This is a genomic window from Vibrio vulnificus CMCP6, from assembly GCF_000039765.1.
Classification (GTDB): domain Bacteria; phylum Pseudomonadota; class Gammaproteobacteria; order Enterobacterales; family Vibrionaceae; genus Vibrio; species Vibrio vulnificus_B.
Genome location: NC_004459.3, coordinates 315,881 through 328,906 on the forward strand (window position 1 = coordinate 315,881; position 13,026 = coordinate 328,906).

The 13,026-nt window shown below is 46.9% G+C and carries 10 protein-coding genes; 3 read left to right on the top strand and 7 right to left on the bottom strand.

The features are described 5' to 3' along the window. Positions 1-79 precede the first annotated feature (79 nt). From frsA to vcdP, 4 genes are all read right to left on the bottom strand, one after another. Positions 80-1,327 carry an esterase FrsA gene (gene frsA / locus VV1_RS01615; protein WP_011078432.1) on the bottom strand — a complete coding sequence of 416 codons (1,248 nt, stop codon included), beginning with the start codon at positions 1,325-1,327 and terminating at the stop codon, positions 80-82. 162 nt (positions 1,328-1,489) lie between these two features. Continuing rightward, on the bottom strand, positions 1,490-1,954 hold the full coding sequence (gene gpt / locus VV1_RS01620) for a xanthine phosphoribosyltransferase (RefSeq protein WP_011078433.1): 465 nt from the start codon (positions 1,952-1,954) through the stop codon (positions 1,490-1,492). Positions 1,955-2,098: 144 nt separating this feature from the next. Beyond that, positions 2,099-3,388 (bottom strand): NCS2 family permease, encoded by a 1,290-nt coding sequence (locus tag VV1_RS01625; RefSeq protein WP_011078434.1) that lies wholly within the window; start codon positions 3,386-3,388, stop codon positions 2,099-2,101. A 465-nt stretch (positions 3,389-3,853) separates the two neighbouring features. Continuing rightward, on the bottom strand, positions 3,854-3,943 hold the full coding sequence (vcdP, locus tag VV1_RS25570) for a small protein VcdP (RefSeq protein WP_479729370.1): 90 nt from the start codon (positions 3,941-3,943) through the stop codon (positions 3,854-3,856). A 453-nt stretch (positions 3,944-4,396) separates the two neighbouring features. On the opposite strand from vcdP, the gene VV1_RS01630 reads away from it, so the two are divergent. After that, positions 4,397-5,869 (top strand): aminoacyl-histidine dipeptidase, encoded by a 1,473-nt coding sequence (locus tag VV1_RS01630; RefSeq protein WP_011078435.1) that lies wholly within the window; start codon positions 4,397-4,399, stop codon positions 5,867-5,869. Positions 5,870-5,925: 56 nt separating this feature from the next. On the opposite strand, the gene VV1_RS01635 is transcribed toward VV1_RS01630, so the two are convergent. Continuing rightward, positions 5,926-6,465, bottom strand: coding sequence for a DUF3332 domain-containing protein (locus VV1_RS01635; protein ID WP_011078436.1), 540 nt, complete (start codon positions 6,463-6,465; stop codon positions 5,926-5,928). Between the two features lie 317 nt (positions 6,466-6,782). On the opposite strand from VV1_RS01635, the gene VV1_RS01640 reads away from it, so the two are divergent. Then, complete coding sequence (locus tag VV1_RS01640) at positions 6,783-7,841, top strand: succinylglutamate desuccinylase/aspartoacylase family protein (protein WP_011078437.1); 1,059 nt, start codon at positions 6,783-6,785, stop codon at positions 7,839-7,841. 130 nt (positions 7,842-7,971) lie between these two features. Beyond that, complete coding sequence (locus VV1_RS01645; RefSeq protein WP_011078438.1) at positions 7,972-8,436, top strand: hypothetical protein; 465 nt, start codon at positions 7,972-7,974, stop codon at positions 8,434-8,436. Between the two features lie 77 nt (positions 8,437-8,513). Here VV1_RS01645 and VV1_RS01650 read toward each other — a convergent pair whose 3' ends face one another. Both VV1_RS01650 and purL read right to left on the bottom strand, forming a co-directional pair. After that, positions 8,514-8,819, bottom strand: a complete 306-nt coding sequence (locus tag VV1_RS01650) for a DUF3622 domain-containing protein (protein ID WP_011078439.1) — start codon at positions 8,817-8,819, stop codon at positions 8,514-8,516. A gap of 159 nt (positions 8,820-8,978) precedes the next feature. Further along, on the bottom strand, positions 8,979-12,872 hold the full coding sequence (gene purL / locus VV1_RS01655) for a phosphoribosylformylglycinamidine synthase (RefSeq protein ID WP_011078440.1): 3,894 nt from the start codon (positions 12,870-12,872) through the stop codon (positions 8,979-8,981). Between the last annotated feature and the right edge of the window lie 154 nt (positions 12,873-13,026).

A 13,026-nucleotide genomic window follows, 5' to 3' on the forward strand; every position in this document is an offset into this window, starting at 1 on the left:
AGAATGACAATAATTTTTATTTATCATGAGCTTAAATTTTCAGGCTCATATATCACTCTTGACTAAATTAGGAGATTTGTCACCTTAAGAGTTCATCTTCCAGCCACTTTATCGCTAAATCGAGGGATTGCTCATATCCTTGTGTAATTGTTTTGGAACTGATTTTCTTCGCTTTTCCATAAGTGCTAAAAAAAGCAACCATCTGATTATCCGAATATGGCGAGACCGGATCCCCTTCTAAGCTCATCGCCAAGATAGGCACCTTGGTTTTACGACTGCTCAAAAAGCCTTGTACTTTCAGTGACCACGCGGCCATTTGCCCCGATAAGCTGTAAATATCTACCACACTCTTACCTAAACGCGAGGCTAAGACATCGAGATACATCTTCGGCATTTGCTGCAATTTCTGTGGGGAGGCAAAAATATCATGAATAGGTGCGCCTAAGATAACGCACGCTTTGATCTTTTCTTGCTCAAGGAACGAGAGCCTCACCATGGCGTTACCGCCAAAACGAAAGCCGATCAAACCCACTCGATGATGATCGACATAAGGAATAGAGAAAAGCTCGTTCAACACCGCTTGGTGAAGGCGACTGTAATCCTCCGTTAATGGGTATTTTGAGCTGTACCCCACCGATGGCATGTCTACTGTCAACATGGCAATATCGTGCTTGGCAAGGTGATCTCGAAATAGACGCCACATGTCGGTTTGCAGACTGTCTAATCCCGCACTCACAATAACCACAGGATGCGGTTTATCCGTATTGGTCAGATGCAAGTGCGCGGTGATCTTCCCTTTCTCAAATGGGATCTCGAGCTGCTTAATGATGTATTTGCTTTTTTTCGCGGCTTCAAGATAAGCGCTGTTGGCCAAAACTTGTGCTTGAATGGCCAAATTATCGCTCTTGAGGTGTGGGTAACCTGCGATGCTGTAACACAAGGATGCGGAGAAGAGCGCTTCCGATGCTGCTTCATTCGTCATCTCACCGGCACGCTTTTGATGCTCCATACCGAGCCTCGTCCATTCATAAGCCCAGTTACCACTGTGATATCCCATCACCGTATCGAGCCATTGCTCATCAGTGCGTGAATGTTTGGAAGAGGCAATACGAGCCAATACTTGTTCTTGCTCAATAGGATCGACACCTTGCCACACCCATTGCAAGCGACGAAGGTTGCGATACCAAGAAAAACCATTCTTCTCTTTAATTTCATCAAGTAAGGATTGGCTGGTCGGCATGTATTGAGTCAATGCCGAGGTTTCTTTGGCTTGCTTATGTTTGACAAATAGCGTTTCTGACAGGTTTTTGCTGACTTCTTCTGACATATTCGGGCTCAGAGTGACATTCCAAAAGACTAAAAAACAAATACGGCTCAGTGGCTTAATACTCTTTCCATGCAAGAGTGTGTGCGCCTAAAAGCCAAATCAGTATAACAGTATAAAAAAAAATGACCCGTAAAAGGGTCATTCTCTCAACAAAATCAGGATTTACTTCTGCTTTCGGTTTACTGGTTCAGCGTAAGCCAATGCCATATCCCATGGCTGCTCAATCCAAGTATCTTGAGCGATGTCGACGACATAATCATCCAACAACTCTTTACCAGAAGGTTTTGCACAAACCGCAATCAGTTTCGCTTTAGGGTACATTTCACGCAGTTTACGCGCGGTGTCACCGCTATCAACTAGATCTTCAACGATTAGGTAGCCTTCGCCGTCACCTTCCGGTGCTTTCAGTACAGTCATATCACGTTGATGATCGTGGTCATAGCTGGAAATACAGATGGTGTCGACATAGCGAATACCTAGCTCACGAGCCAGAATAGCCCCAGGAACCAAACCACCACGGCTCACTGCCCAAATGCCTTTCCATTGGTCTGCTGGCATCTGTTTTTCAGCAAGTTGACGGCAGTAAGTTTGCATGGCGTCCCAGGTAATAACGAATTTGTTGCTCATTGTAATAACCTAATTATTTGAAAAATCTATTGTCCCAAACAGACAACAGGCTCTCATAAAGATGAGAGCCCGAAACGTAACAGAAAGTTTGGGTATCGAGCTGCGCAAACGATTATTCTACCGGAACGCAACTCTAAAAGCTATTTAAGCCACCAGATACTTGATGATAAAAATAGCCGACATAATCCAGACGCTGAGTGAAACATCACGCCCTTTTCCGCTGAACAATTTAATGGCAGCGTACGCGATGAAACCTAAAGAAATCCCTTCTGCAATCGAGAAAGTCAGTGGCATCAGCAAGCATGTCACAACAACAGGAGCCGCCTCGGTTAAGTCGCGCCAATCAATGCTGACCAATCCAGAAAGCATCAAAATTGCCACGTAGAACAGGGCACCCGCTGTTGCGTACGCGGGAATCATGCCTGCCAGTGGTGAGAAGAACAGTGCCAATAGGAATAGCACACCCACGACAACCGCCGTTAAACCTGTACGGCCACCAGCCGCCACACCAGAGACACTTTCGATGTAAGACGTTGTGTTTGATGTCCCTAGTAGCGCACCTACAGAAGTCGCTGTTGAGTCAGCCAGCAGTGCTTTGTTCAAACGTGGCAGTTTGCCATCTTTCTCAATCAGGTTCGCTTTGGTTGCAACACCCACGAGCGTGCCCGCTGTGTCGAACAAGTCAACGAACAAGAAAGCAAACACCACTGAAATCATGCCTACTTCAAATACCGCAGAGAAGTCCAGTTGCATGAACGTAGGCGCAATACTTGGTGGGGTTGACATCACACCCGCCCATTGGACATCACCAAACACCAAACCAAGTGCCGTCACAGCTAAGATCGCAATCATTACTGCCCCTTTCACACCACGGTGAACCAGTGCAATAGTCAAAAAGAAACCAAAAGCCGCCAGAGCTGGTGCGAGAGAAGTGATATCGCCAAGAGAAACAAACGTCGCAGGATTATCAACAACAATGCCTGCATTTTTCAGAGCAATGAACGCAAGGAACAAGCCGATACCCGCTGAGATCCCCGTTCTCAAAGAGAGCGGAATCGAGTTGATGATCCACTCACGAATTTTGAAGATGCTCAACAGGATAAAAAGCACACCCGACACAAATACGGCCGCCAATGCGACTTGCCAGGTGTATCCCATTCCCAGAACAACCGCGTAGGTAAAGAAGGCATTTAAGCCCATACCTGGCGCCTGTGCGATTGGGTAGTTGGCAAGTAGACCCATAATGAAACAGCCAATTGCTGCGGCAAGACAGGTAGCAACAAACACGGCACCACGGTCCATTCCCGCATCAGCTAGAATCGCTGGGTTAACAAAAATGATGTAAGCCATCGTCAAGAAGGTAGTAATACCTGCAATGATCTCAGTGCGCACATTTGTGCCATGTTCGCTGAGTTTAAATAGCCTTTCGAGCATGATCGAATCCTGTAAAGGTAAAAAGTAAACGGTTGCGTAATCGATTGGCTGCAGATTATAAAGTTATCAAATAACAAATTCCAGATAGATTTTTCACTCTAATAAAGATTTCTCGCTGGATTATGAAACCAATTCAGCAAGAAAAATTAGCCGCTATTATTTTTCCTTTAAGAAACAACCAGAAAAAACAGGGGCTTTAGAAGATAAACTGAAGAATAAATCGACAATGTCGTAAACTTACACGGAATAACGAGGAAAAATTGCAGAGTTTACATGTAAGAAATGCGGCGGATTCGATTGGTTTCGGAAGTGAGGTCTGTTCTCGTATCACTAATATTGAGAAAACAAAAAAACGCCACTCAATTTGAGTGGCGGTAGAATCATGTCAGTTCGATTACTGAAAGAAAATTCCAATTTAGGGGTGAACAAATCGTTCGGGGGTCACATGCACTTGGTTAGCGTACGTTACTTGTAACCAAAGCTTGTTGGGTATGCAAAGTTGCTGGTGTAAACAGAGTTGTTTGTCCAAAACATTGCAGATGCTAAACCTTTCATAACTATCACCTTATTAAATCAATTAAACACGTTTGATTTCTCGGTTCCTTGGAGGCGATAAACGGACTCATCCTTTGAGCATTTTGTCTTCGCTTTAGAAGTTGGTTACAAATATACCACCAAGAAATTTTATTACAATACTTTTAGTGATTAAAATCACATAAATTTCATTTAATGATCTATATCAAGTTAATTTGGTAATTAAATTACAGAATTATCAAACTCAAAATAGGTTAAGTTACAGAGCATAACCAACCAATTGAGTAAGCGCTGACAGCGATGTTCACATTCTGTGACAGTGCACTTGTAAACAGCCTGTGACTGGCACTACTCGGCTCTGCTTGCAAGTGATATCCTTGCTCACAACTTATTATCTGCTGAACCCACAACCATCTAATCTACTGGGCTAACAGCAGTGCCATCATCCGGCAAACCTAGAAAAAGGAGTCATCTGTGTCTGAGTTCCATTCTGAAATCAGTACCTTATCACCTGCTCCACTTTGGCAGTTTTTTGATAAGATTTGTTCTATCCCACACCCATCAAAGCATGAAGAAGCCCTTGCTCAGTACATCGTCAACTGGGCGACGGAGCAAGGTCTAGACGTCCGTCGCGATCCAACCGGCAATGTGTTTATTAAAAAGCCTGCGACACCAGGCATGGAAAACAAAAAGGGTGTTGTTCTTCAAGCGCACATCGACATGGTGCCTCAGAAAAACGAAGACACTCAACACGACTTCGCCACCGATCCTATTCGTCCATACATTGACGGTGAGTGGGTGACCGCAGAAGGTACGACGCTCGGTGCGGATAATGGAATTGGCATGGCTTCCTGCCTTGCGGTGTTGGCCTCAACAGAGATCAAGCATGGTCCAATTGAAGTACTGCTAACCATTGATGAAGAAGCGGGCATGACGGGTGCTTTTGGTTTGGAAGCGGGTTGGCTAGAAGGCGACATTCTTCTTAATACCGATTCTGAACAAGAAGGTGAAGTCTACATGGGCTGCGCAGGCGGTATCGACGGCGCGATGACGTTTGATATTCAACGCGAAGCGGTTCCTGCGGGCTTTATTACTCGTCAGTTAACGCTAAAAGGCTTAAAAGGCGGTCACTCAGGTTGTGACATCCACACTGGCCGCGGTAACGCAAACAAACTGATGGCACGTTTCCTTGCTGGCCATGCACAAGAATTGGATCTGCGTTTAGTAGAGTTCCGCGGTGGTAGCCTGCGTAATGCGATTCCTCGTGAAGCATTCGTCAAAGTGGCGCTGCCTGCAGAAAAACAAGATAAGCTTGCTCAACTGTTTGACTACTACACTGAACTTCTAAAAACCGAGCTCGGTAAAGTGGAAACCAACATTGTCACGTTTAACCAAGCGGTTGATGTGGAAGCTGGTGTATTGACGAATGCTGATCAACAACGCTTTGTCGCTGCATTAAATGCTTGTCCAAACGGTGTCATTCGCATGAGCGATGAGATTGAAGGTGTGGTTGAAACGTCGCTTAACGTGGGTGTAATCACCACTGAAGAGAACAAAATCACCGTATTGTGCTTGATCCGTTCACTGATCGACTCAGGTCGCAGCCAAGTGGAAAGCATGCTGACATCAGTAGCGGAACTGGCAGGTGCACACATCGTGTTCTCTGGCGCTTACCCAGGTTGGAAACCGGATGCTGATTCTGAAATCATGGCGATCTTCCGTGATATGTACGAAGGCATTTACGGTCACAAACCGAACATCATGGTCATTCACGCGGGCCTAGAATGCGGCCTATTCAAGAAACCTTACCCTGACATGGACATGGTGTCATTTGGCCCAACGATTAAATTCCCGCACTCTCCAGATGAAAAAGTGAAGATTGACACGGTACAACTCTACTGGGATCAAATGGTGGCGTTACTGGAAGCGATTCCTGAAAAGGCGTAACACGATAAAAACAAAGGGCGCGAAACTCGCGCCCTTTCTGTCTCGTTCACTATCGATTAAGCACGATTTTGCGCGTAAGCCGCTAGCTCATCCATTGAAGTTTGTGCAACCACTTCACCATCAATGTAGTACGTCACGAAATCACCTTCACGTACACCGGTCAATATCGCTTTTTCACCATTGTTGTAGGTGATGTCCATTTGAACGGTATTTTCGTCGATCTGCTGCATCATACCTTGCTCAATGATACGGTTGTTCGTTAACGGCGCAATCGGTGCAGTTGTTAGCGACTTGTCTAGTTGGTGGTTCACATCAATGTAAGTGTCCATCTTAGTGTCAAAGATGTGTGGCTTGCCGTTTAGAGGGTTTTTGCCCGTCCAGAATTCCAGTGAGTTAAACACAATGTAGTCTGCTGCAATCGCCACACCGTATACTGGCGCCAACAACATGTTTAGACCACCACGAGCATAACGGTTGTCTACAGCTTTCAGGTTGAAGCCCATAACATAACCCGTTACTGCATTGCTACCTACACAGCCAGACAATGCCATTGCTGCTACAGATAATGCCACGACTTTAGTGATCGTCTTTTTCATATTTACCTCGAATGTAATTTGGAGAACAGGAATTGGGGGCGCATATTAGCGCAGATAAAAACCATCCTCAAAGTAGGAAAATTCTGTGCTGCTAAAGCAATCTCAAAATTAAGACTCTTTACATAACAAGGTCATATACCAAAACAAGACACATTGAGCGATTAAATTTCAATCAGCCAAAATTAACAACCTATCGACAAAAATCAGAGAAAAGTCAGTGAACGATTAGCGATTTTTATCGTAATCTTAATAAGGTCGAATGGTTTCACCTTAGCTGCGTTGTTAGAGTCAGTGGAACAGCAAATACAGGAAGTAGTATGGTTCGTATCAAGAAAAACAAAGTGTTCGAGATCTTAGGGCACAAAATTCCCCCCGCACAACGGTTAGAGATAGAGCTCGATGCGGCGCAGCTTTACACCCACTCTCCTCTTTCGATCCCGATTGAGATCATCAATGGACGCAATGCTGGCCCTGTACTGATGATCAACGCTGCAATACATGGTGATGAACTCAATGGCGTTGAGATTGTTAGACAACTGATTAACAGCCTCGATCCCAACCAAATCAAAGGTACCGTTATTGCCGTTCCAATCGTGAATGTGTTCGGGTTTATTCATAAATCTCGCTATCTGCCGGACAGACGCGATCTCAACCGCTGTTTTCCCGGTAGTGAAAAAGGCGCACTGGCTTCACGCATGGCACATACCTTCTTTAGTAATGTGGCCCTAAGAGCCGACTATATTCTTGATCTTCACACCGGAGCCATCCATCGAACCAATTTGCCTCAAATCCGTGCCAATTTGAGTAATCCAGAAACGTTGAGAATAGCCAAAGCCTTCGGCGCGCCCGTTATCATCGATTCAGCCCTTAGAGATGGTTCCATTCGCTCCGAAGCTGAAAAATGCGATATTCCCGTACTAACCTATGAAGCTGGCGAAGCGCTCAGATTTGATCCTCTCTCCATTAGTGCCGGAGTGCTCGGTGTTAAACGCGTGATGCAAGCTATTGGCATGCTCCGAGCCAGTCGAAAAAAATTGCCTCAACCTGTCATCGCTAAGTCCACCAGTTGGGTACGAGCATCAGGAAACGGCATTTTGCGTACCGTGGTCAACTTGGGCGCCAAAGTTGAAAAAGGGGAAACCTTAGCCTATATCAGTTCACCGCTGGGCCATGATGAAGTGGAGTTGAAAGCCCCGAAAGGTGGCATTGTGATTGGCCAACAAACACTGCCTCTGGTTAATGAAGGAGACGCTATTTTTAATGTGGCTTACTTCCGTCAAGATGACGAAGTCGTCGAGCAAGTGGTAGAAAGCTATATTGAAGAGCTCGTTGAAAGTGACATTGACTTGATCACCACAGGGCAAATCCCCCTTTAACCTTTTTTCGCTACAATACGTTGGCTCATGCTATTGACGTGAGCCATACATATCATTACACGAAATAAATTGAACGGCGTTTTATTGATATTTACCATCACTGGATTATTGATATAGCCGCCGAGTCACTATGATGTTTCGTTCCATTCTTTCTTTTGTCGCTTTGTTGTCACTGCCAAGCATGGCACAACATACCCAAACACCGGATCTCGCCCACTACCTGCAACAGCATTTTGAAGCCAATCAGGATCCGAGTCAGGACAGAATGACACAAACGGAAAACCTATCGACATCGCTTGATCTGGACGCAGGGAAGGAAAACATCGAATGGACCTTAGATCGTGGAGCGAATCGCATCAACTGCGACATGCTGGTCTCTCAATCAGGTCAAGAGCCCCACTTTGACTATGGCGAAGCCAAAGATCTTTCTGATGGTTTGCAACACTTCGACTTACCAAAACGCAAAAGCGAACAAGAATATTACCGCAATCAAGTCAACAGCAATACGCCGGGATTAATCCCTAGTAGCAAGCAGTTTGCCGCCCCTGCGGCGGGAGACTTCCATGTTTCACTCTCCTCAGATTGCTTCAACTAACCTAGGTAAAACGCATAAATGCAAAAAGCCCCGATGTGTGAGCATCGGGGCTTTTTCAAACAGTATCCAGCAGACGATTACTCTTCGTCATCTTCTTCAACATCGCGAGCGCGACGTTGTTCTGCTTTACGTAGTTTTGCGCTCAACGCTTCAGCATCGCGCTCTTTGCGTTGCTGAGCTTTACGCTCGTTGCGCTCGGCTTGGTTTTTAACAAAACCAGCGAGTTCAGCTTCTGCCCACGCTTGAGCAGCCGCTTCAGAGTCAAAACCCATTTGACGTTTTGAAACAACAGTTTTACGAGAGGTTACTTGACGAGTAATCTCAGCCGCCCAACCTTCACGTTTCTCAGTCACGCGGATGGCAAATTTTTGGTTTTTAGACATGTCAGATGTTCCTAAGGGATTGTAAAGGGATTCAAGCCATCCCTTGGCAAGCGGCGTATTAGACCACAATTATTTGCGATTGGCTATTGGCTCACTGATAAAAAAACCGCCAGAGAAACTCTCTAGCGGTTTATTCAGTATCACATTATTTCAATCGGATTAGCCTAGATTTTTGCGTGCGTTTTGGAACATACGCATCCACGCGCCATTTTCACCCCAACCTTCTGGTGCCCATGAGTTCGCTACGGTGCGGAAGACACGCTCTGGGTGCGGCATCATGATGGTTACGCGACCATCTTTTGTCGTCAAACCGGTAATCGCATTTGGTGAACCATTCGGGTTGTTCGGGTATTGCTGTGTTGGATTTCCTAGGTTATCAACAAAGCGGACCGCAACGGTGCCCGATGCTTCAATCGCAGCGAGATGTTGAGCATCGCGTACTTCCACGCGACCTTCGCCGTGCGAAACAGCGATAGGCATACGAGAGCCAGCCATGCCATCAAAGAAGACGGAATCCGATTTCTGTACTTCGACTAGGCTAAAGCGTGCTTCAAAACGCTCTGATTCGTTGCGAACGAAACGTGGCCACAAGTCGGCACCTGGGATCAATTCTTTCAAGTTTGAAAGCATCTGACAGCCGTTACATACACCCAGTGAGAAGGTGTTTTCACGATTAAAGAAGGCTTGGAACTGCTCACGTGCTTGCGCATTAAAGAGCACAGATTTCGCCCAACCTTCACCCGCACCTAATACATCACCGTACGAGAAACCACCACAAGCCACTAGACCATGGTACTCATCCAGCACTGCTTGACCCGTCAGAATGTCACTCATGTGGATGTCAGTCGCTTCAAAGCCAGCACGGTCAAACGCTGCTGCCATTTCAACGTGAGAGTTAACCCCCTGCTCACGCAGGATCGCCATCTTAGGTTTCGCGCCTTTCGCGATATAAGGAGCTGCGATATCTTCATTCACATCAAAGCTTAGAGATACATTCAGACCTGGGTCTGAATTGTCTTTCTTCGCTTCAAACTCTTGGTCTGCACACGCTGGGTTATCGCGCAGTGCCTGCATCTTATGCGTCGTTTCCGCCCAGATAACACGCAAATCTGTGCGTGAACGTTCCAGTATCACAGCATCACCAGAGCGAATCACAAAGTTGTCTGAAGCATCAATTGCACCAATTACGTGTGAACACGCTTCTAGACCATTTGCCGCCAACGTCGACAGCACGGAATCCAATTCATCGTTCTTAACTTGAACAACCGCACCGAGCTCTTCGTTAAATAACGCAGCCAGAACATCGTCACCCAACGCAGCGATATTCGCGTTGACACCGCAGTGACCAGCAAATGCCATCTCTGCAAGCGTCACCAATAGGCCACCATCCCCTTTATCGTGGTACGCAAGCAATTTGTCTTGACGAACCAGAGCTTGCATCGCATCGAAGAAGCCTTTCAACTGTTCTGCGTTGTCGACGTCAGCCGGTTTATCACCCAATTGCTTGTAAACCTGAGCCAGCGCCGTAGCACCTAGGCGGTTCTTACCGTTGCCAAGGTCAACAAGAACAAGTGAAGTCTCGCCTTTGTCGGTACGCAGCTGAGGAGTAATGGTTTTACGTACATCTTCAACACGAGCAAACGCGGTGATGATCAGAGACAGTGGAGAAGTCACTTCTTTCTCTTCACCGTTCTCATTCCACTTGGTCTTCATTGACATTGAGTCTTTACCAACAGGGATAGTAAGACCTAATGCAGGGCACAGTTCTTCACCCACCGCTTTCACCGCTTCGTAAAGACCCGCGTCTTCACCTGGGTGACCTGCTGGTGACATCCAGTTTGCCGACAGCTTAATGCGCTTGATATCGCCGATGTCAGTCGCTGCGATGTTAGTGAGAGACTCACCAACGGCTAGACGAGCTGACGCGCCAAAATCAAGCAGCGCAACAGGCGTACGTTCACCCATAGACATCGCTTCACCGTGGTACGTATCGTAGCTGGCAGCTGTTACTGCACAGTTTGCAACTGGCACCTGCCACGGACCGACCATTTGGTCGCGCGCCACTAAGCCTGTGACGGTACGGTCACCAATGGTGATCAAGAAAGTTTTTTCAGCCACGGTTGGAAGACGAAGTACACGATCCACCGCTTCATTAAGTTCGATGCCATCACGCGTCATCGCTGGGCTGTCCACTTTGAGTGTGGTTGCTTCACGGTGCATCTTTGGTGGTTTGCCAAGCAGAATGTCCATTGGCATATCAATCGGTGTATTGTCGAAGTGCGCATCTTCCAGCGTTAGGTGACGCTCTTCCGTTGCCACACCGACCACGGCGTATGGCGCACGCTCACGTTTACAGATTGCATCAAATGCCGCCATGTTTTCTGGTGCGACCGCGAGCACATAACGCTCTTGAGATTCGTTACACCAGATTTCCAATGGGCTCATTCCCGGTTCATCGTTTGGTACATCGCGCAGCTGGAACTTACCACCACGCTCACCATCATTGACCAATTCGGGTAACGCATTTGAAATACCACCTGCGCCAACATCGTGAATAAACGCGATTGGGTTGTTGTCGCCAAGCTGCCAACAGCGATCGATCACTTCCTGACAACGGCGTTCCATCTCTGGGTTTTCACGCTGTACCGAAGCAAAATCCAGATCTTCGGCCGACTGACCTGATGCCATAGACGAAGCGGCACCACCACCCAGACCAATGTTCATCGCCGGGCCACCCAGTACGATTAAGCTCGCACCGACAGGGATCTCTTTCTTCTGCACGTGTTCATCACGAATGTTACCCATACCACCAGCAATCATGATTGGCTTGTGGTAGCCACGCACTTCTTCACCTGCGTGTGACGTCACTTTCTCTTCGTAAGTACGGAAGTAACCAAGGAGGTTTGGACGACCAAATTCATTGTTGAATGCCGCGCCACCAAGCGGGCCTTCTAGCATGATGTCAAGGGCGTTGACAATACGACCCGGCTTACCAAAATCGGTTTCCCATGGCTGTTCAAAGCCAGGAATGCGCAAGTTCGAGGTGGTAAAGCCAACCAGACCCGCTTTTGGCTTGCCGCCAATACCGGTTGCGCCTTCGTCACGAATTTCACCACCAGAACCGGTGGAAGCACCTGGCCATGGTGAAATTGCGGTTGGGTGGTTGTGCGTCTCTACCTTCATCAAGATGTGTGCATCTTCGTGATGGTAGTTGTATTGACGCGTTTCTGGATCGGGGAAGAAACGACCCACTTTTGAACCCGTCATTACCGCCGCGTTATCTTTGTAGGCAGACAGCACGTGATCTGGCGTTGTTTCAAAGGTATTTTTGATCATCTTAAACAGCGATTTTGGCTGTTCCACACCGTCGATCGTCCAATCGGCGTTAAAGATCTTGTGACGACAGTGCTCAGAGTTGGCCTGAGCAAACATCATAAGTTCGATGTCATTTGGATTACGGCCAAGCTTAGTAAAGTTCTCCACCAAGTAATCAATTTCATCTTCTGCCAATGCTAGGCCAAGTGAAACGTTGGCTTCTTCAAGCGCGAGACGACCTCCAGAAAGGATATCCACCTGAGTCATTGGTGCAGGCTGCGCAACGCTGAACAATGCCGCTGCCGCTTCTAGATCACCAAATACCGCTTCCATCATACGGTCATGAATAATGCTTTTTACGATGTCGATTTGTACGCTAGAAAGCTCTGAAGACGACTCAACATAGTACGCCGTGCCGCGCTCTAAACGCTTCACTGCGTTAAGGCCACAGTTTTGTGCAATGTCTGTCGCTTTTGATGACCAAGGAGAGATGGTGCCAGGACGAGGAGTGACCAGCAATAAGAGACCTTGAGGCTCGTGCTCTTCGATAGTTGGGCCGTAAGTAAGAAGTTTCTCTAACTTTTCTAGCGCTTCTGCGTCTAACTCAGAGGTCAAATCCGCAAAGTGCATAAACTCGGCGTAAATGCCCGTTACAGGCAGATCTTGTTCACGACAAAGTTCCAGTAGTTTATTAACTCGAAACTCAGAAAGAGCTGGGGAGCCACGCAAAATTCTCATGTGCTTAGGTCTCTTATGCAATTGATTAAGGTGATATTGGAATAAATTCAGTGGGTTATACTGTTTTACTTCGAACTTATGCCGATTGCACCTCTCTGTTGCGGGCGCATTATATAGCAATTGTTTTTGTGATGTAACACCAAAAGCAACCGTT